The 18,593-nt window shown below is 72.4% G+C and carries 18 protein-coding genes; 10 read left to right on the top strand and 8 right to left on the bottom strand.

Annotated features, from left to right (window positions below):
• The first annotated feature begins 15 nt into the window (after positions 1–15).
• Together ACH4KB_RS09765 and ACH4KB_RS09760 are read left to right on the top strand one after the other, a co-directional pair.
• Positions 16–585 carry an RNA polymerase sigma factor gene (locus ACH4KB_RS09765; RefSeq protein ID WP_398065340.1) on the top strand — a complete coding sequence of 190 codons (570 nt, stop codon included), beginning with the start codon at positions 16–18 and terminating at the stop codon, positions 583–585.
• Complete coding sequence (locus tag ACH4KB_RS09760; protein ID WP_398065338.1) at positions 582–1,436, top strand: Ada metal-binding domain-containing protein; 855 nt, start codon at positions 582–584, stop codon at positions 1,434–1,436. Before ACH4KB_RS09765 ends, ACH4KB_RS09760 begins: the two co-directional genes overlap by 4 nt.
• A gap of 56 nt (positions 1,437–1,492) precedes the next feature.
• On the opposite strand, the gene ACH4KB_RS09755 is transcribed toward ACH4KB_RS09760, so the two are convergent.
• The 6 genes from ACH4KB_RS09755 to ACH4KB_RS09730 all read right to left on the bottom strand — a co-directional run bounded on the left by ACH4KB_RS09755 (position 1,493) and on the right by ACH4KB_RS09730 (position 7,689).
• A complete protein-coding gene (locus tag ACH4KB_RS09755; protein WP_398065336.1) occupies positions 1,493–2,161 on the bottom strand; it encodes a LysE family translocator in 669 nt (222 codons plus the stop codon).
• Complete coding sequence (locus ACH4KB_RS09750; protein WP_398065335.1) at positions 2,158–3,450, bottom strand: ATP-grasp domain-containing protein; 1,293 nt, start codon at positions 3,448–3,450, stop codon at positions 2,158–2,160. Before ACH4KB_RS09750 ends, ACH4KB_RS09755 begins: the two co-directional genes overlap by 4 nt.
• A 48-nt stretch (positions 3,451–3,498) precedes the next feature.
• Complete coding sequence (locus ACH4KB_RS09745; protein ID WP_398065334.1) at positions 3,499–3,834, bottom strand: Rieske 2Fe-2S domain-containing protein; 336 nt, start codon at positions 3,832–3,834, stop codon at positions 3,499–3,501.
• On the bottom strand, positions 3,822–5,243 hold the full coding sequence (locus ACH4KB_RS09740) for an iron-containing redox enzyme family protein (RefSeq protein WP_398065333.1): 1,422 nt from the start codon (positions 5,241–5,243) through the stop codon (positions 3,822–3,824). The genes ACH4KB_RS09745 and ACH4KB_RS09740 overlap by 13 nt, the downstream gene beginning before the upstream one ends.
• A gap of 65 nt (positions 5,244–5,308) precedes the next feature.
• A complete protein-coding gene (locus tag ACH4KB_RS09735; RefSeq protein WP_398065331.1) occupies positions 5,309–6,346 on the bottom strand; it encodes a 50S ribosomal protein L11 methyltransferase in 1,038 nt (345 codons plus the stop codon).
• Positions 6,347–6,699: 353 nt separating this feature from the next.
• On the bottom strand, positions 6,700–7,689 hold the full coding sequence (locus ACH4KB_RS09730) for a transposase (RefSeq protein WP_398065329.1): 990 nt from the start codon (positions 7,687–7,689) through the stop codon (positions 6,700–6,702).
• Between the two features lie 283 nt (positions 7,690–7,972).
• Between ACH4KB_RS09730 and ACH4KB_RS09725 the strand changes: the two genes are divergently transcribed.
• From ACH4KB_RS09725 to ACH4KB_RS09690, 8 genes are all read left to right on the top strand, one after another.
• On the top strand, positions 7,973–9,448 hold the full coding sequence (locus ACH4KB_RS09725; RefSeq protein ID WP_398065327.1) for an amidase: 1,476 nt from the start codon (positions 7,973–7,975) through the stop codon (positions 9,446–9,448).
• Positions 9,449–9,558: 110 nt separating this feature from the next.
• Positions 9,559–11,064, top strand: a complete 1,506-nt coding sequence (locus tag ACH4KB_RS09720; RefSeq protein WP_398065325.1) for an MFS transporter — start codon at positions 9,559–9,561, stop codon at positions 11,062–11,064.
• 51 nt (positions 11,065–11,115) lie between these two features.
• Positions 11,116–11,787, top strand: coding sequence for an HAD family hydrolase (locus ACH4KB_RS09715; RefSeq protein ID WP_398065323.1), 672 nt, complete (start codon positions 11,116–11,118; stop codon positions 11,785–11,787).
• Positions 11,788–11,856: 69 nt separating this feature from the next.
• Positions 11,857–13,086, top strand: a complete 1,230-nt coding sequence (locus tag ACH4KB_RS09710) for a glycosyltransferase (RefSeq protein WP_398065321.1) — start codon at positions 11,857–11,859, stop codon at positions 13,084–13,086.
• Between the two features lie 53 nt (positions 13,087–13,139).
• Positions 13,140–13,652: a methylated-DNA--[protein]-cysteine S-methyltransferase gene (locus tag ACH4KB_RS09705; RefSeq protein ID WP_398065319.1), complete on the top strand. Its 513-nt coding sequence runs from the start codon at positions 13,140–13,142 to the stop codon at positions 13,650–13,652.
• A gap of 162 nt (positions 13,653–13,814) precedes the next feature.
• Complete coding sequence (locus ACH4KB_RS09700; protein ID WP_398065317.1) at positions 13,815–14,600, top strand: 2OG-Fe(II) oxygenase; 786 nt, start codon at positions 13,815–13,817, stop codon at positions 14,598–14,600.
• A 199-nt stretch (positions 14,601–14,799) separates the two neighbouring features.
• Entirely contained in the window at positions 14,800–15,531 is a 732-nt protein-coding gene (locus ACH4KB_RS09695) for a 2OG-Fe(II) oxygenase (RefSeq protein WP_398065315.1), read from the top strand.
• Between the two features lie 35 nt (positions 15,532–15,566).
• Positions 15,567–16,130 (top strand): ABC transporter substrate-binding protein, encoded by a 564-nt coding sequence (locus ACH4KB_RS09690; protein WP_398065313.1) that lies wholly within the window; start codon positions 15,567–15,569, stop codon positions 16,128–16,130.
• 70 nt (positions 16,131–16,200) lie between these two features.
• Here ACH4KB_RS09690 and ACH4KB_RS09685 read toward each other — a convergent pair whose 3' ends face one another.
• Both ACH4KB_RS09685 and ACH4KB_RS09680 read right to left on the bottom strand, forming a co-directional pair.
• Positions 16,201–17,094 (bottom strand): alpha/beta fold hydrolase, encoded by an 894-nt coding sequence (locus tag ACH4KB_RS09685; protein WP_398065311.1) that lies wholly within the window; start codon positions 17,092–17,094, stop codon positions 16,201–16,203.
• Between the two features lie 656 nt (positions 17,095–17,750).
• Positions 17,751–18,443: a metal-dependent transcriptional regulator gene (locus ACH4KB_RS09680; RefSeq protein WP_361875138.1), complete on the bottom strand. Its 693-nt coding sequence runs from the start codon at positions 18,441–18,443 to the stop codon at positions 17,751–17,753.
• Positions 18,444–18,593 lie beyond the last annotated feature (150 nt).

Genomic DNA, 18,593 nt, shown 5'->3' with positions numbered 1-18,593 from the left:
TGGGTGATGGATGAGATGCCTCTTCAGGTGCCCGAGTTGCTCGCGGTGGATCTCGACCGCGGCTTCGCCGAGCTGGTGCGGTCCCACGGTGGGGTCGTGTACTCGGTGCTGCTCCGCCTCTCCGGTGACTCGCGTGATGTGGAAGATCTCGTACAGGACACGTTCCTACGGGCGTACACGGCGTTGTCCGGATATCCGCCCGAGCGGCGCCGGGCCCTTCAGCCGAGAGCGTGGCTGCTGGCGATCGGTACGAATGTATGGCGCAACCATGTACGCACGCTGACGCGGCGGCCGGTCGCGGATGCGGGCGTGGATGTCGGGGAGCTGCCGCTCGCCGACGGAAGGCCGGGCCCCGAGCAACGGGCGGAGCACGTGGTGGAGCGGGAGAGGCTGGTGGCGGCGCTCACCGAGCTGCCCGAGCGCTACCGGGTTCCGGTGGTGCTCAGACATGTCGGCGAGCTGGGTTACGTGGAGATCGCGGGGCTGCTGGGGTGTCCGGTCGGCACGGTCAAGGCCCAGGTGTCACGAGGACTGGCGGCGCTGCGCGAGATGCCCCGGCTGACGCAGGAGGAGGTGATCCGATGAGTGGTCTGTACGAGGGGCCCGGTGGGCCGGCAGGTGTGGCGCGGGGCGGGATGAACGGTACCGCGTGCGCCGACGGCGCACCGCTCGGGTCCGACACCCTGCGGGTGCCCATGCCGGTGGATCTGGGGATCCGGATTCTGCGGCGGGCGGGCGTCGACGAGAACGCGTACGACCGCTACTCCGTGGTCGAGGGCCCGGTGGTCGCGCTGTTCGTCGCGCACCGCCGGGGAGCGGTGACCGGGGCCGGTCCGGTGGACCTGTATGCCGGGCCGGAGGATTTCGAGCGGCAGCACCTGCTCCGGGCCGGCCGGGCCGCGCTTCCCTCGGCCAGGCAGCTGCCGGGGGTCGTCGGGGCTCTGCGGACCGGCCGTGACCGGAACCTGCGCTACGACTACGGAACGTTGCCGGAGTTCCGGTCCCGGGTTCTGGAAGCGGTGCGGGGCATTCCGCGCGGCCAGCTGCGGCCTGTGGGCTGGCTGGGGGCCGAGGCGGGGATCCCGGAGGCCACGGCGGCGGAGCTGCTGGAGGCGGTGCGGTCCGGCCCCGCCCCGGTGCTGATCCCCGTCCACCGGCTCGGTGACGAGGACGGCCGGCCGGTCGACTGCGGTCTGCCGGCGGCGTTGGCGGAGCGGCTGCGGGCGTACGAAGGGATCGACGAGGAGCGACTGGGGCGGTTCGCCGCGGCCGGTACCCACTATCTGGGCAGCGGCACCACCCGGATCTTCTGCTACCCGACCTGTGCGCATGCCCGCCGGATCACCGACCGGCACCGGGTGCCGTTCGGGTCGGTGGCCGCGGCGCGGGGCGCCGGCTATCGCCCGTGTCTGAGCTGCCGCCCCGTGGCGGCCTGACCGGCCGCGCGCCGCCGTGCGGCCGGTGCGGCGGCGTCCGACCGCCCGCCGGACGGTCAGCGGACGAACAGGGTGAGGGCGAGGCCCAGGAGGACGAGGCCCGCGACGGCGTTGCCGATCCGGGCGGCGAGCGGGGGGAACGCGGCCTCGCCCGCCGTCCGCCTCGTCACCACTCGTACGCCCACTTCGGTGAGGATCAGCAGCCAGAGCGCGCCGATGGCCAGGTACACCAGGGCCAGCAGGGACAGTGCCGCGGCGGACGGGGCCTCCACGGGCAGGAACTGCGGGAGGAAGACGGTCAGGAAGAGGCCGACCTTCGGATTTCCGGCGGTACAGAGAAAGCCGAGCAGCAGGTGTCTCGGCAGCCGGCCGGCCGGCGGCTCTCCGGCCGCGGAGGGCTGCGGGCCGGCCTGCTCGGGCCGCAGTGCCTCCCACAGCGCCCGGGCGCCGGTCAGGGCCAGCACCGATGCGCCGGCGATCTGCCAGGCCAGGAACAGTTCGGGCCGGAGCATCACCACGGCCATGCTGCCGGTGATCGCCGCGACGGCGTATCCGGCACCGGCGATCAGCATGCCCGCCGCGGCGGCCAGCACCGGAGGACGGCGGCGGGCACGGCTGATCAGGCGCAGGACCAGCATGCTGTCCGGGCCGGGGCTGCAGATCACGGCCGTGCAGCTGGCGAGGAAGGCCGGGCTGGCCGCTACGGCGAGGGCCGTCGAGGTCACCGGGGGCCGCCCGACCCGGTGGCCACGGGCGCGGGGGTGATGAGCAGGGCGTCCTCCATGGCACGGACCGCCGCCGTGTCCTTCGCGACCTGCTCGGGGTCGGGGTGGGCCAGGACGACGAAGCCGAGGGTGAGGGTGGCCAGCAGGTCCCGGGTCACCTCGATCAGGTCGCCGTCCCGGAGCTTGACCGCCGAGTGGTGGTAGGAGGGCAGCTCCCCGATACCGCGCAGGGCGGCGGTGTTCGAGACGGTGCCGGGCCGGCGGGCCATCAGGAACAGCACGGTCATGTGCTTCAGCAGGCGGTACCCCTTCGGGGCGGCCTCCTCCCCGGCGAACCAGCGGACCGCACGGTGCACCTGGCTGTCCCCGGTCGCCGCGAGGTTGAACGCGGGGTGACCGCCCCCGTGCGGGCGGGAGTTGATCTCGATCAGCCGGGGGCCCGCGGCTGTCAGCATGATCTCGATGTGCGCGGCGCCGTGCCGCAGGCCCACCGCGTCGAGGACGGCCTCCGCGTAGCGGGTCAGCACCGGCACCTCCGGGGTCTCCGGCGCGACCCAGGTGAGGCTCTTGTAGACGGCCATCTGCCCGTCGTTGTCCGCCTTTTCGTAGCGGCAGATGTCGGCGACGGTGTGCCGGCCCCGGTGGCTGAAGGTGTCGACGACGAACTCGGAGCCGTGGGCGTACTCTTGGACCAGCATCCGGTCGTTGAGGTTGTGCCACTGGTTGATCCGGCCTAGCTGGGCGTCGAACGGGATCCGCCAGTCCGTGCCCGACGGGACGCGGGTGACCCCGTCGGTGCTGCCGCTCTTGGGCGGCTTGACGACCAGGTCCTTGCCGCGCAGTCCCTCGCGGTCGATCCAGGCCCGGACCGCCTCCGGATCGTCCGTGCAGATCTGGGCGATCGTGGGCACGCCGGCGGCGCGCAGGGCCTGGGCCATGGCGCCCTTGTCCCGGCGCGCGGCGGCGAGCGCCGGGACGTTGGCCTGTTCCGGGAGCAGGCGTTCGGTGAGTCGGTCGGCGAGTTCGACGCCGCTCTCGGCACCCGCCAGCACACAGCTCGGTGACAGCGGCCGCAGCGCCGCCACGAGGTGCTCCAGGTCCCCGTCGAAGGTGTGGATCCGGTGGTGGAGTGCGGGATCCCAGGAGTCGGCGTAGGCCGCGGGTACGGTCGGCAGCGAGCTGACCGCGACCGTGGCGATGCCATGGGAGGCGAACTCCGGTGCGTACTGCGCCCCGGAGGAGAACGGGTCGACGATGACGGCCGTCCGGGAGACGGGCAAGGGGTTCAACGGGGGATCCTGTCTGCCGGGGCGGCCCCACGCCGCTCCCGCGGCGGTTCAGACCCCGGCGGTGAGCGCCGGGGACAGCGGTAGATGGCAGCGTTCCACGGCGGCGTCCGCCCGGCCCGGCAGCACCGCGGTGACGGTGTCGCCGGACCGGACAGCGGGCACCTGGCGGCGCAGTCGGCTGAGCGAGGTGCCCCGCTCGTGCCAGGGGCAGACCAGCCGTCGGCCGTCCGCGTCCGGCACGGCCAGGTTCAGCGGTCCGCCCCGGTGCGGGCAGGACGCGGGGAGCACCGCGCCCCCGGCCTCGGTGCGGATGTACACGTACGGCAGGTCGGCGACCCGGACGCAGTTGCCCGCGCCGCTGGTCCGGAAGGTCACGAGAGGCATGTGCGGTGATCTCCGACCGAGTAGATCTGGTAGACGCACTCCTCGGATTCGATGATCGCGCCGTGCAGGCGGTTGCGCTGGATCACCGTTCCCTCTCCGGCCTCCAGGATGCGGTGGGAGTTGAAGCCGCTGACGAAGCGCATGGTGCCGCTGACGATGTGGCAGAGTTCGTCGCCCTCGTGGCTGTGGGTGTTGGACAGTTCGCCGTGGGGTTCCACGATGTCGGCCAGGGGAGGGGTGATCCGGCCTTCCTGGATCGCCGCGTACACGGGGGCGTGCAGGTCCTTGTACCGGTCGGCGTCGTCCATCCACGCGATCTGGGTGGCGAAGTCGTCGTCCGCGATGGTGCTCAGCAGTCGGAACTCCTCGATGCCGCGCACGATTTCCGGGATGATCTGCTCGCCATGACGCTCGATCAGCGGCTTGACCAGCTTGTCCAGCGCCATCCGCCCGTGGTGCTGATCGATGTGGACGTGCTCCGAGAAGTACCGGGCGTCCGCGGCACCGTCGAACACGTCCGCGAGAAGGCTCTCCGCGCGACGGCAGAAATCGACCAGCGTGCTTTCCGTGTAGTACAGCGCACCGACGTACCGGAAGAAGTTCTCGTGGTTCTTTCCCAGATAGTGGAAGTAGTTGTTCAGCGCCAGGCTGGACACCAGGTAGTACTGCCAGTACCGGTGGACGTCGGAACCCAGGCCGACGGATTCCAAGGTGGCTTCGAAAAGGGTGCTGTGTTTGGTGTCGTGGACGCCGTAACCGTATTCGTCGATCAGGATCTTGAACCATTCGGACTGCTCGGGGCCGTAATAGCCCAGCACGTTCCGGGCCATCGGTGAAGCCTCGGAGAGGAAATCGGGGGCGAACTGGATCAGCCACATCCGGGCCGCCCGCCGCGGGTCGGCGGAGTCGCGGATCGCCTTCTCCGCGGGGGATGCCTCGCCCTGGGCGTAGACGTCCAGGCCCTCCAGATAGGTGAGCAGGCCCTCGGTGGTCCAGTCACCGCTCACCTCGACCTCCTGGTCGAGGAAGCCGAAGGCGAAGCGTTCCAGCGCCGGCCTGATCATCTCGCCGCGGGCCCGGTTGCCCGGGCTGTAGTAGCGGCGGAAGTCCTCGGTCAGCTCGCCCAGCCCGGCCTTCGGGAAGAACACCAGGTCGGCCTCGTAGATGCTGGTGAGCAGACGCTGGGCGGCCAGGCTGCTGTACTCCAGGACCTGCTCCCGGCCCGGCACCCGGTCGAAGTCCAGGTACGGCAGCACCTGGGGGCGCAGTTGCCGGCGGTAGGGGTTGTCGGAGTTCTCCCACTCCTCGTTGTCCGTGTAGACCGGGTTGGCCGCGTAGGCGACAACGGCCTCGCGGAGCGCGTCACCGCGCAGTTCGAACGGCTGGTAGGGAACAGGCGCGTGGGACATGTTCGGGTCTGCCTTCCGCTGAGGGATGTACGGGGCCGCGGTCCGGGCGGTGTCGCGCGGAGCGGTCACGCGAGGGAGAGGCTGGTCTCGCTCCAGGAGAGGTCGAGCATCAGAGTGGAGCCGGCCTCCACGTCGACGGGCTCGGCCAGCGGGATCAGCGCCTGCATCCAGTGGGAGCCGATGTTCTCCGGCGAGTTGCGCAGGGTGACACCGCCTCCGAGGTCCAGTTCGAACCAGGCGGCCAGGCCGTGCACCGTTCCCGACTCGCTCACCGGCATCGTGAGTTTGCGCGCGCCGGGCTCCAGCGGGTCCGCGGCGAAGTCGAAGGAGACCAGTTCCACCGGTTCCGAGAGCGCCCGATGCGGCCAGGTGTGCAGGCGTATCGGGAAGTGGCCGGGCGTGGCGAAGGAGTTCAGGCGGGAGACGTCGAAGCCGCTGGCCGAGCCGACCCGGTTCAGGTTCAGCGCGTTCTCGCTCTGCAGCAGCGAGCCCAGCAGCCGGGCCCGCCGCGGGAGCATCACCCCGCCCGGGGCCAGGAGTTCCCGGCGCGCGTGCCGGATCGACGGCAGGATGCCCTCGCCGATCAGACCGCAGTCCACGATCTCGGAGACCATCGCGTCCACCCGCCGGGGCAGCTCCCGGCCGACCACCAGTTCGTCGGAGCGGCAGGCCATCACGGTCACCTGGTCGGCGAGGCCCTCGGCCGCCACCACCTGCCGGGCCACCTCCGCCATCAGCGGGTTCGCCTCGCAGCTGTACACATGGGCGGCCCCGGCGCGTACAGCCATCATCGCCAGCAGGCCGGTGCCCGCGCCGATGTCCAGCACGGTCCCGCCCTGCGGAACGACCCGCTCCAGGGCCGTGGCCAGGGCGTCGTTGCGCTCGTGGTCGTTGAGCATGGCGAAGTGCCAGCGCGGCACCGACTCGCGGGCGAACTCCCGGAACGCGGGGAGCGCCGTCGACAGTCCGTCCGGCGCGGCCAGCACCTGGGCCGTCGCCTCCGCGACCCGGCTGAGTTCCTGGGCCCTGGAGCGGAGTCCCGCCAGGGCCAGTCGTATGTCTCCCTCAGCCGTCAGATCGGTGATGCTCGTCAATTGAGGCATGTCGATTCGCAGACTCCTAAACGGAATGGCATTCGAGACACGCTGTACGAGAAACGGCGCCGAGCCATCCGAACAGGGGCTCCCGTTCGCCCCTTATCCCGTTCGGAAAAAGCACCGCAAGCGAGAAGAACATGAATCTACGGGCAGTGTCGAAAAGTCGAACAACTGGTAGCGACGGCGGGTCCGGATGCGAATTCCAGTGTTCCGTTTCCCGCTGCGCCAGGTCGATTAGAACATTGCCCCGGGTGAGGGGCAAGGACGCATACCGAGGAGCAGTACTTGTCCTCCTGGTGGGGCTCGGCGACCGCCGGTTCCGGCCCGGTTCGGCTTCACCGGATGCGGAGAACCGGGCTTCACCGGCCCCGGGGCGCCTCCAGTAGCAGCGCGGCGGCCGTCATCGCCAGGGTGGTGTGCCGGTACCAGGCCACCCAACTGCGCACTTGGTGGCTGCTGAGCCCGGCTCGGGTGTCGGCCTCGTGAACGGCTTTGACCGCGGCCGGGCCCGCCGCCGCCATCGTCCGGGCCACCGGGATGCCGGGGGCGGAGAGCGAGGCGTGCAGCAGAAAGCGGGAGATACCGCCCGAGGGCTGACGGCGGGCGAGGAGAGTGAGGCCGAAGCCGGGGGCCGGGTGCCCGAACGCCGCTCCGAGGCTCCGGCTGACCAGTTGCCAGGACTCCTTCTGCCGCAGTTCGGCGGGCGGCGGCGGGGGGCCGGGGATCTGCGGCAGTTCGACGCAGAACGGGAGGCGCCGGAGACACAGCCACTGGCGCAGTCCGGGGCCGGCGAATTCCGGTCCTCCGAACACCCAGCCGATGGGGACCGAGGCCGCGAGCGCGCGCTCCAGCATCTCCTGGCCGAGGTCGGCCATGCTCTGTGGCCGTATCCGCTCCGGCGGCACTCCGGCCCGGACGCAGCGTGCCGGGTCCGAGGTCCACTGCGGCGGCAGGTGCAGTTCCCGGTCGATCAGGCCGCCCACGCCCTCCGACACATAGCAGAGCAGGGCCGCGACCTGGGTGTTGCGCTCCCGCCCCCTCCCCGCCGGGGCGACCGCGACCGCGCCGGTGCCCGCCCGCACCGTCTCCTGGCGGCAGAGCACCACGCAGGGCTCGGAGGCCCCCAGCCGCGGCACGACGTAGGCGCGGATGCTGTCGCGCAGCAGGTCGGCGTCCCACACGGTGCGAGTGAGCAGCCGCTGTGTGCTCCACACGCTGCCGGAGCCCGCCCGGGCGGCGATCTCCGCGGCGCTGCCCCGGGCGGGGTCGGCCAGCAGCGCATGGACATAGGCGAGCGCCAGGTCCCGGGGCTCCGCACGGGCGAAGTGGCCGCTGAGAAGTCTCAGCATCTCCGAGGCAGCGGGACGGGCGGGCCGGGGTCGAGACGGACCGGGTAAGCCGAGCATGACCAGAACCTCCGATAGGTCTAGACCTGACTGCGCGCGGCGAGAATAGTGCGGTCCCCGGCACTCCGGTAGCCCCTCGGGAGCCCCGGCGACGGCGGTGCGGGTCCACGGCCCGCGCCCGATCCGCCGCCCCGTCGCGGCGCCACCGTGCAACCAGGGCGCCGCTTCCGGTGTTTCCTCCCACGTCGAACCGATCAGACACCCGACACACCAGGCGAGGCGTGAGATGAGCGAACCCACCGAGCTGAGCGCCATCCGGCTGGCCGAGGCGATCCGCAACCGCGAGATCTCCCCGGTCGAAGCGGTCCAGGCGGCGCTGGACCGGATCGAGAAGATGAACCCGGCCGTCAACGCCTTCGTCACCGTCTGCGGTGAGCGCGCTCTCGACCGGGCCGCAGCGGCCGAACGGGCCGTCGGCGACGGCACCGCGACCGGTCCGCTGCACGGTGTCCCCATCGGCGTGAAGGACCTCGATCCGGTGGCCGGGGTCCGGATGGCCCGGGGTTCCCTGGTCTTCGCCGAGGACATCCCGCAGGAGACCATCCTCTGCGTCGAGAAGCTCGAACAGGCCGGCGCGATCGTCGTGGGCAAGACCAACACCCCCGAGTTCGGCTTCAAGGCCACCACCGACAGCGCGCTGTTCGGCCCCGCCTCCACGCCCTTCAACCGCACCATGAACGCCGGCGGCTCCTCCGGCGGCAGCGCCGCCGCGGTCTCCTCCGGCATGGTGCCGCTCGCCCAGGGGTCCGACGCCGGCGGCTCACTGCGCGTGCCCGCCGCCTTCTGCGGGGTCTTCACCCTGATGCCGACCTTCGGCCGGGTCCCGGTGCCCGCCCGGCCCAACGCCTTCCGCCGGCTCAACCCGATGGTCTGCTACGCGCCTCTCGCCCGCACCGTCGCGGACGCCGCCCTCGGCGTCGACCTGATGTCCGGCGCCCACGCCTACGACCCCTACTCGTTTCCCGCCCCCGAGCGCCTCACCGACGCTCTCCACGGGGACCTCACCGGTCTCACCGTCGGCTACAGCCCCGACCTCGGCGGCTACCCGGTCGAGCCGGAGGTCGAGGCCATCGTCCGGGCCGCCCTGCCCGCGCTCCGCGACGCCGGCGCCACGGTCGAGGAGGTCGACTTCCGGCTGCCCCTGCCGCACGGGGACCTCACCGCCATGTGGCGCCGATACCTGTCGGTCGCGCACGCCGAGTCCGCCGCCATCTCCCGCGACAACGGGATCGATCTGCTCGGTGCGTACGCCGGCTCCATCGACCAGGGCTACCTCGACTCCGTCCGGGTCGGCGAGTCGTTCAGCGCCGTCGACTTCCGCCTGGAGGACCTCGACCGCACCCGGGTGCTCTACGCCTTCGAGGAGCTCTTCGACCGCTACGACCTCGTGATCAGCCCGGTGAACGCCGTCGCCGGCATCCCCAACTCCGCCGGACGCGACACGGTCGGCCCCGACACCGTCATGGGCCAGGCCGTCGACCCGTTCGTCGGCTGGTCCCTCACCAGCCCGTTCAACCTGATCGGCAGCCCCGCCGCGTCCGTCCCCGTCGGCCGGGCCCGCAACGGCGTCCCCGTCGGCCTCCAGCTCGCCGCCCGCCGCAGGAACGACGCCCTCGTCGTCCGCGCCGCGGCCGCCATCGAGAGCCGCCTCCCCTGGGCGGCCGCCTACGAGGACCTGGACCTGGACGCCACGACGGTCTGACCCCGGCCACCGGCCGGACAGACACCGCCGGGACGGCCACCGGCGGCCCATCGGGGCCGTCCGGGCGGACGGCCCCCCTCCCCGGCGGGGAGCGAAGATCGGAGAAACCCGTGCACACCACCACCGGCGGCCGCAGCGGACTCGGCGGCACCGCCGCCCTCCTCGTGCTGCTGGTCGGACAGGCGATGGCCAACATCGACCTGGCGATCGTCAACCTCGCCGTACCCGCGATCAGCGTCGACCTCGACGTCGGCAGCTCCGAACTGACGCTCATCGTCACCGCCTACGCGCTCTGCTCCGCGGTGCTCCTCGCCCCGGCCGCCCGGCTCGGCGAACGCCAGGGCGTCCGCCGGGTCTATCTGTGGGGCCTGGCGCTCTTCACCTTCGCCTCCGTCATATGCGGAGTGGCGACCAGCGCCGCCGTTCTCATCTTCGGACGGTGCCTGCAAGGGGCCGCCACCGCCCTGATGATCGCCCAGGTGCTGGTCGGCATCCACCGCTGGTTCTCCGGCCCGGCCCGCGCCCGCGCCCTGGGCTGGAACGTCCTCACCCTCTCCGGCGGTGCCGCGCTCGGCCAGGTCCTCGGCGGCACCATCGTCTCCGCCGACCTGCTGGGCACCGGCTGGCGGGCCGTCTTCCTGATCAACGTGCCCATCGGCGTACTGATCCTGGCGCTCGGCCTGTTCCTGCTCCCGCACGACCGGCCCGCCACCACGGTCGCACGCGGCGACAACGACATCCCCGGCACCGTGCTGCTCGCCGCCACCACGCTCGCCGTCCTCATCCCGCTCAGTCTGGAGCGGCCCGACTGGATCTGGGTGCTGTTGGCCGCGGCCGTACCGCTCGCCGTCCAGTTCGTCCGTACCGAACGGCGGGTCATCGCCCGCAACGGCACCCCCGCGCTCGACCTGCGCCCCCTGAGCGCCACCAGCGTCCGCTGGTCACTGGCCTCCTACGCCGGCACCACGCTGACCTACATCGCCATGCTCTACCTGCTCTCCCTCCACTTGCAGCAGCAGCTGGGCCTCCCGCCCTGGCAGGCGGGCCTCGTCCCGCTCGGCTGGGTCCTCGCCTTCGGCCTCGCCGGCCCCGCCTTCGCCCGCTCCCCGCAGGCCCTGACCCGCTTCCTCCCGTTCATCGGCTGCGCCATGCTCACGGTCTCGTACGCGCTCGCGTCCTTCGTACCCGCCGGTACGGGCACCGCCATCTGGCCGCTGACCGCCGTGCTCTGCATCGGGGGCTTCGGCCTCGGCATCAACCACACCTCCCTGCTCAACCTCCTCACGGCCACCGTCTCGCCGCGCCACGCGGGCACGCTCAGCGGCACCGTCAACACCCTCTCCACCGTCGTCGGGGTCACCGGCGTCGCTCTCTTCGGCGCCGCCTACTCCTGGCTCGGCCGCAGCGACTGGTCGGGGTCCGCGACCGCCTGGGTCCTCACCTGCGCCGGGCTCGCCCTCATCGCCGGGCTCTGCGGCTTCGCCGCGCTCCGTGCCATCAGCACCGCACCGGACGTGCCCCCGGACCCCGGCGGCAGGGCCGACGCAACCGTCGCGCCCACCACGGTGTTCTCCACCAAGGAGAACACCGGACACACGACGCCCACTGCCGACTGATCCGCACCCGCCACCGGCGAGAACCGGCCGAACGACGAAGGACGACCAGCGATGACAGCGCCCGAACCGCACCACATCCAGGCGAAGGCAGCCCTGTTCGACCTCGACGGCACCCTGGTGGCGACGGAGCACCGCAGCCGTGCCGCCTGGACCCGGCTCTTCACCAACCACGGCCTGCCCTGCGACGACGCGCTGCTGGCGACCTTCGTCGGGCGTCGCGGCCAGGAAGCGCTCGCCGACCACGTCCACCGTTTCGACGGGCCCACCGTCGACGAACTGTTCGAAGAGGCGTGCGGCTATCTGATGGGCCCGGACAGCCCGCCGCCGTACGCCGTCCCGGGGGCCGCCGACCTCCTAGCCGACCTGCACTCCCGCGGCGTGCCCCTCGCCGTGGTCACCTCGGGCCTGCGGGCCCACGCCACCGAGCTGCTCGCCCACGTCGGCGGTGCCGAACTGTTCCAGGTCATCATCACCGCCGAGGACGTCCAGGCCGGCAAGCCCGACCCCGAGGGGTACCTGGCCGCCTGCCGGGCTCTCGGGGTCCATCCCGCCGACGGGATCGCCTTCGAGGACGCCCCGGCCGGGCTCGGGGCCGCCACGGCCGCCGGGCTGCGCTGCGTCGCGCTCACCACCACCCACACCGAGGCCGACCTCGCCCAGGCCGACGTGATCGTGCCCGACCTCACCACCCTGCGCTGGGCCCAGGACCTCGACGGCCGCTGACCGCCGACCCCGTACGTCGGCCCGGCCGACGTCACCGAACTCACCCGATGCCCCTGGGGAGCCCCGAACATGTCCGCCGCCCGCCCGTCCGAGCCCGCCGCACTGGCCGCCTCGGCCACCAGCAGCCTGATCCTGGTCCACGACCTGGACTGCCGAGCAACCGCTCCCGACTACTGGGACTGGTCGGCCGACGCCCACCACACCGCCGTGAGGGCACTCACCGCGATCGACGACGACCGCGTCCGGACCGCTGCGGAACGCCTCACCGGCGACCCCGCCGACGGCACCGCCGCAGCGGCACTCACCATGGCGCTCACCTCGTTGCTGACCCGTCCCGGCGGGGAGAGCGACGCCGTCGACGCGCTGCGGGCCGCCGCCGCCCGCACCGAGACGCTCTCCCGGCTGCTCGTCCAGCCCGGCGCCCCCGGCCGGCCGGGGCCCGACGGGGAAGTACCCGGCGCCGAGGACCTGGTGGCCGCGGCAGCTCGCAAGCCGCACCGCGGCGATCACCCGGTGGACGCCGCCGTGGTCATCCCGTTCCGCGCCCCCGACGACGCCACCGGCCGGGTCCACAACCTGGCAGCCGTCCTCAACGCGCTCGCCGACCAGTCGCACCCCCGCGACCGCTACCGCGTCATCGTGGTGGAGAGCGACAGTCGGCCCCGCTGGCGCGATCTGTTCGCCGACGCCTGCGACGCCTACGTGTTCGCCCCCGATCATGGACGGTTCAACAAGTCCTGGACGGTGAACGTCGGCGTGGTGCACGGCGCCCGCCCCGCCGAACTGCTCTGCGTCCTGGACGGTGACATCCTCGTCGACCGCGATTTCGTCGGCCGCGCCGTCGAACGGTTCGCCCGCCCCGGGACCCAGGCCCACTGGCCGTTCGAGGACATGCTCTTCCTCGACCCCTCCGCCAGCTCCCGCGCCGTCCGTGCCCGCTGCCTCGACGGGGCCCCCGAGCCCGGCCAGGACCGGTTGCGCGGGGTCGTCCTGCGCCGGCCTCCAGGGGGCTGCGTATGGCTGCGCGAAGACCTGTTCACCCGGATCGGCGGCATGGACGAGCGGTTCTGCGGCTGGGGCGGCGAGGACCAGGACTTCGTCTGGCGCGCCGAACGGTACGGCCCGATGGACCGGCACGGCGACCCGCTCGTCCATCTGCACCACGACCGCGCCGCCCACCGCGGCGACGACGGCATCCCCTTCTACGAAGAGGTGGAGCGCGCCGGGTTCTGCAGCTGGCCCTGCGACTCCGACTTCGGCCGCCTGGACAGAAACACCCCGCCGGCCACCGGAGGATGAGCACCGCGTCCGCCCGGACCGCACCGCCGCCCGCCCAGACACGAGGACCGACCATGGACACCCGGCACACCGTCATCGACTCCGGCCTCGGCCCCCTCACCGTCGTCGCCCGGGGCCAGGCCCTGTGCGGCCTGTACTTCGCCGACCACGTCCGCCGCCCCGCCGAGGAGAGGCTCGGGCCCCGGGTCCCGGCCGAGGAGCACTCCCTCTTCGCCGAGGCCGCCGATCAGCTCCACGCCTACCTCGCCGGGCGGCGCCACGACTTCGATCTGCCTCTCGCGCCCGAGGGAGACGCCTTCCAGCACGCGGTCTGGGCCCTGGTCAAGGCCGTCCCCCGCGGTGGGACCACCACGTACGGGGCCATCGCCGAGCGCCTCGGTACCCCCAGGCTGGCCCAACGGGTCGGCCAGGCCGTGGGGGCCAATCCGCTCTGCATCCTCGTCCCGTGCCACCGGGTCGTCGGCGCCGACAACTCCCTCACCGGCTACGCGGGAGGCCTCGCCCGCAAACGCGCCCTGCTCACCTCCGAGGAGCCCCCCGAGGTGGCCGCCTCACGGCTGTTCTGACCCCGCCCGACCGCCGGACCCCGGCCCCGGTCCCGGCCCCGTCCCCGTAGCACGGCGAGGAAGGCGGGCCAGGGCGCCGGCCCGTGCCTCTCCCCCGTCCGCTCCCTCTCCCCCCTCTCCCCCCTACCCTCTCCTCCCCCTACCGACTGCGAAAGCACTGCCATGAACCACTCCGTCGGTCTGCCCACCCCCCTCTTCGACGATGCCTTCCAGGCCGGCGGGGCCCCGCGGACGGCGTTCAGCAGCGAGCTGCCCGCGCTCCGGGGCCTGGACTGGGACGCCCTGTACGCACAGCTGAACGAGAACGGCGTGGCGGTCACCGAGCCGCTGCTCTCACCCGAGCAGTGCGAGGAGGTCATCAGCACCTATGAGGACCCCGCGCTGTTCCGCTCCACCGTGGTGATGCAGCGACACGGGCTCGGCCGCGGCACCTACAAGTACTACGCCGACCCCGCCGCGATCCCCCTCGTCCGGGCGCTGCGCGAACAGCTGTATCCGCCCCTGGTGTGGATGGCCAACCAGTGGGCGCCGCTGCTGAACGAGCGCGTCTTCCCCGCCACCCTGGACCAGCTGCTCGCCGAGTGCGCGGCCGGCGGCCAGAGCCGGCCCACCCCGCTGATCCTGCGCTACGGTCCGGGCGACTACGCCTGCCTGCACCAGGACGTCTACGGCGACATCGTCTTCCCGTTGCAGATCACCATCATGCTCGCCCGCCCGGGGGAGGACTTCACCGGCGGGGAGAACGTCTTCGTCGAACAGCGCCCCCGGTCCCAGTCGCGGGCCCTCGTGGTCAAACCACAGCTCGGCCAGGCGATGATCTTCCCGGTCCGCCACCGCCCCGTGCGGGGCGAGCAAGGCTTCCGCCGCCATCCGATGCGGCACGGAACGAACGCCGTGGAGTCCGGCCGCCGCACCACCCTCGGCGTCATCTTCCACAACGCCCGCTGACCCGTCCGGGCCGTGAAGGGCCCGCAGCACGGTGTCCGTATTCCGCCGGACGGAGCGGCGCACAGGTCGCATCGTTGGCGGTGGAGCGTCCCCCGTACCGCCCGGAAGGAGAATCCGGCCGAAGCGACAAGCCGAGACCGGCACCCACCCGTGGCCCCCGCGGAAGCCGGGGCCGCCCACGTTCTTCGAAGGAGCCACCATGACCGACACCGCCCCATCGGCCGTCCCCGTGGGCGACCGGGTCGCAGCGGGCGACTGGAGCGCGCTGACCGACGATCTGGACACGCACGGCAGCGCACTGACCGGGCCCCTCCTCACCCCGGCCGAAGCAGCGGAGATCGCCGGACTGTACGACGAGGCCGACCGCTTCCGTACGACCGTCGACATGGCCCGCCACCGCTTCGGCTCCGGCCAGTACCGCTACTTCACGCACGATCTGCCGGACACCGTAAGGGAGTTGCGCGAGGCGTTCTATCCGCACCTGCTGCCCATCGCCCGCGACTGGGCCGGAAAGCTCGGCCGTCCCGCGCCCTGGCCCGACACCCTGCGGGAGTGGCTGACGATGTGCCACGACGCCGGGCAGGACCGCTCGGCCCAGATCCTGCTGCGCTACGGCCCCGGCGACTGGAACGCCCTCCACCGCGACGTGTTCGGCGACATGGTGTTCCCCCTCCAGGTCGTCATCGGCCTCGACGCACCCGGAACCGACTTCACCGGCGGTGAGTTCATCATGACCGAGCAGCGCCCCCGCGCCCAGACGCGAGGCTCGTCCACGACCCTGCCACAGGGTCACGGACTGGTCTTCACCACCCGCGACCGGCCGGTCCCGTCCAAGCGCGGCTGGTCCAACGGACCCATGCGGCACGGCGTGAGCACCGTCCGCTCCGGCCGCCGCCGCACCCTCGGCCTGGTTTTCCACGACGCCGCATGAGGCCCGCCGCACCCTGAGAACCCGCGAGGAGCGAGATGAACGTCCGCAAGGAGTGGCGGCAGCGCCGCTCCCCGCTGATCGGCGCCGTGGACCTGACCACGTTCGGCGATCCCCCCGTGCCCGCACCCCACACCGGCGCGGAACTCACCGCCCTGGTCCGCCTGCTGACGGAGCCGGCGGAACGGATCGGGACCATCACGGTCGGCCACAGCAGGGACGAGCCCTCCAGGGCCGCCGCCGACGCCTTCACCGCCGCGTGGGAGGCCCGCGGCGGGACCGTGCTCGCCGTGGTCGACTGGCCCGAGAGCGCCGCTTCGTGGCTGCGCCCGGCGACCCGGCTGACGGCGGCGCAACCGGACGCGTGGGTGATGGCCGCGGCCCCGCTCGGCTTCGCCCAGCTCGCCCGCCGGCTGCGCCACTCCACCGGCTGGGACCCGGCCCGCAGCTACGCCTTCGCCGCCTTGGGGGACCCTCGCCTCCCGGCCCTCGCCGGCGACCGGACCCTGCACGGTCTGCGCGGCGCCACGGCCGACGGCGGCACCTGGGAGGTACGCCACCAGTCGGTGACCGCTTTCCCACCCGCCGAGGGCACCCTTTAGGGCGTGTCCGGTCAGGGCGTGTCCGACGGATCTTGACCGGGGCTACGGGGCTACGGCTACGGGACTACGGCTACGGCGATACCGGTTCGCGGTCGTCCCGGTTGTCCTCGGCGACCTGCTCCAGGAAGGGTTCGACCGCGGCCCGCCAGCCCTCCGGCTGGTCGTAGTGGACGAGGTGGCCCGCGTCCGCCACTTCCGCGTACTGGCCGCGGGGCAGGACCCGGACCATCTCCTGGGCCTCGGCGCGGCCCAGCTCCCCGTCGAGGCCGCGCAGCACCAGCGCGGGGCACTGGACCTGGGCCAGCTCCTCCCAGTGGGCGTCGAAGACCCAGGTGGCGCGGGTCCGGAGCATCTGGTGGCGGGAGAAGACGGGGCGCCAGCCGTCTTCCCGCTCGGCCATCACCTCCGCGTAGAACTCGCCGCGGGAGGGGTTCGGCCGCTCCACCCAGGGGTCGTCCTCGCCGAACCACTTCCGTACGTCGGCGAGGGTGGCGAAGGGCAGCGGCCAGGAGTCGAACCAGTCGCTCCACTCGCGCTGGGAGGCCGCCCCGAGGGCGGAGGCCCGCATGTCGCAGACGACGAGGGCGCGGACGAGGTCGGGGCGCTTGGCCGCCAGCTGCCAGCCCGTGAGCGCTCCCATGGCGTGGCCGACGACGGTGACGGGGCCGAGCCCGAGCTGTTCGATCGCGGCCTCGGCGTCGGAGACGTACGCGTCGCGGGTGTACGGGCCGTCGGCGGGCTTGTCGCTGCGGCCGTGGCCCCGCTGGTCGAGGCCGACCGCGCGGTGCCGTTCGGCCAGCCAGCGGGCGGTCGGGGCCCAGTGCGAGGCCCGGCCCATCAGCCCGTGCAGCAGTAAGACCCCGGGCGCGGTATCCGCTTCCGCGCGCCCCTTGGGCGGATCGGCGAACTCCCATGCCGCGAGGCGTACGCCGTCGGTTCCGGTCACATCGATGCGCCGCACCATAATCCTGGCACCCCCTTCTGGTCCTCGATCACCGTGTGGTCGCACCCCGCCAGACTATCGAACACCTATACGAAAATGAGTTCCGCCACCGAAGACCCCACGTTCGAGTGACACCGGTCAAGGATTGATGCCGAGCGGCCTGGGGAGATCTTCAGCAGGAGGCGGGCCGCTCGGGGACAGGGGCCCGCGGGAACTGACCTTGAGAGCTCGGGGCTCCGGGTCAGCACAGGGGAGGAACGGCCCCGGCGCCTTCGGACGCCGGGGCCGCCCCCTGTCCGGGCACCGCGCCCGAGGCCCTCGACAACGATGGCAGGCCGCGGCGCGAGCCGCCCCGCACCTGCCGGAATCAGGGCGTTGAGCAGGGCGTTGATCAGGGCGTTCCTCGGGGCGTGGAGAAGCGCGCCGGGCACCGTGCGGTGCGCGCGTTGGTACGACGGGCGCATTCCCTGCTCCCTCCCCGACCGTGCCGACCGGAGCCGGCCGACACCCTCAGGTCCTCTGCCTGGCCTCAGCCTGGCATGTGACGCGTCCGGCCGCTGCCATTCCGGACGGAAATCGGCAAGCGCACATCACGGTTGTGTTGCCGTGGCCGACGCGCGGCCGGCCACCGGGCCGATACTGGGCGACGGACGCGTCAGCATCGGGCGGCAGCCAAGTCAGCGCTTGGCGACGAAGACGTGCGAGGCGACCTCGGAGTCGAGCTCGGCCGCCTCCCCGCTGGAGCCGACCAGCACCCCGCCGGGCGACTCCGTCACGCTGACGACGGACCCGGGCTGCACCCCGGCCCTGCGCAGCGTGTACATCAGCTGGGCGTCCGTCTGGATCGGCTCCCCGATGCGGCGCACGACCACGGTCTTGCCCTCCGTGCCCGGGTCGAGCTCGGCCAGGCTCACCATGGAGTCGTCCAGGAACGGGTCGGCCCCGGCCTTCTCGCCCAGCTCCTCCAGGCCCGGGATGGGATTCCCGTACGGCGACTCCGTCGGGTGGCGCAGCAGCTCCAGCACCCGCCGCTCCACCGCCTCGCTCATCACGTGCTCCCAGCGGCAGGCCTCGGCGTGGACCTGCTCCCACTCCAAACCGATGACGTCCACGAGCAGACACTCGGCGAGCCGGTGCTTGCGCATGACGCGGGTGGCGAGACGGCGGCCCTCCTCCGTCAGCTCCAGATGGCGGTCCCCGGCGACCTGGACCAGTCCGTCGCGCTCCATGCGGGCCACCGTCTGACTGACGGTCGGACCGCTCTGGTCCAGCCGTTCGGCGATACGGGCGCGCATGGGGACCACGCCTTCCTCTTCCAGTTCGAGGATGGTGCGGAGATACATCTCCGTGGTGTCGATCAGTCCGGACATTCGTGCCCCTCGATGCTGTGACTAGAAAACGTCGTGCGATGGCCCTGCACCAATTCTGACGCATAGCGCCGACAACCGTGCCGCCCCGGTGGAAGACGGGGGAAGTGCGTGCGACCGGGACCACAAGGCGGTATTGACAGCCCACTGGTC

The organism is Streptomyces sp. NPDC017520 (assembly GCF_044329855.1).
Lineage (GTDB): Bacteria > Actinomycetota > Actinomycetes > Streptomycetales > Streptomycetaceae > Streptomyces.
This window is presented reverse-complemented; position numbering and strand designations above follow the sequence as displayed.

Excerpts from the sequence above, each read along its gene's own strand:
- ACH4KB_RS09705 (WP_398065319.1), top strand. The coding sequence starts at position 13,140 with ATGGACACCCGGCACACCGTCATCGACTCCGGCCTCGGCCCCCTCACC.
- ACH4KB_RS09715 (WP_398065323.1), top strand. The coding sequence starts at position 11,116 with ATGACAGCGCCCGAACCGCACCACATCCAGGCGAAGGCAGCCCTGTTC.
- ACH4KB_RS09760 (WP_398065338.1), top strand. The coding sequence starts at position 582 with ATGAGTGGTCTGTACGAGGGGCCCGGTGGGCCGGCAGGTGTGGCGCGG.
- ACH4KB_RS09725 (WP_398065327.1), top strand. The coding sequence starts at position 7,973 with ATGAGCGAACCCACCGAGCTGAGCGCCATCCGGCTGGCCGAGGCGATC.
- ACH4KB_RS09730 (WP_398065329.1), bottom strand. The coding sequence starts at position 7,689 with ATGCTGAGACTTCTCAGCGGCCACTTCGCCCGTGCGGAGCCCCGGGAC.
- ACH4KB_RS09685 (WP_398065311.1), bottom strand. The coding sequence starts at position 17,094 with ATGGTGCGGCGCATCGATGTGACCGGAACCGACGGCGTACGCCTCGCG.
- ACH4KB_RS09745 (WP_398065334.1), bottom strand. The coding sequence starts at position 3,834 with ATGCCTCTCGTGACCTTCCGGACCAGCGGCGCGGGCAACTGCGTCCGG.
- ACH4KB_RS09740 (WP_398065333.1), bottom strand. The coding sequence starts at position 5,243 with ATGTCCCACGCGCCTGTTCCCTACCAGCCGTTCGAACTGCGCGGTGAC.
- ACH4KB_RS09700 (WP_398065317.1), top strand. The coding sequence starts at position 13,815 with ATGAACCACTCCGTCGGTCTGCCCACCCCCCTCTTCGACGATGCCTTC.
- ACH4KB_RS09710 (WP_398065321.1), top strand. The coding sequence starts at position 11,857 with ATGTCCGCCGCCCGCCCGTCCGAGCCCGCCGCACTGGCCGCCTCGGCC.
- ACH4KB_RS09690 (WP_398065313.1), top strand. The coding sequence starts at position 15,567 with ATGAACGTCCGCAAGGAGTGGCGGCAGCGCCGCTCCCCGCTGATCGGC.
- ACH4KB_RS09695 (WP_398065315.1), top strand. The coding sequence starts at position 14,800 with ATGACCGACACCGCCCCATCGGCCGTCCCCGTGGGCGACCGGGTCGCA.
- ACH4KB_RS09680 (WP_361875138.1), bottom strand. The coding sequence starts at position 18,443 with ATGTCCGGACTGATCGACACCACGGAGATGTATCTCCGCACCATCCTC.
- ACH4KB_RS09765 (WP_398065340.1), top strand. The coding sequence starts at position 16 with ATGCCTCTTCAGGTGCCCGAGTTGCTCGCGGTGGATCTCGACCGCGGC.
- ACH4KB_RS09735 (WP_398065331.1), bottom strand. The coding sequence starts at position 6,346 with ATGCCTCAATTGACGAGCATCACCGATCTGACGGCTGAGGGAGACATA.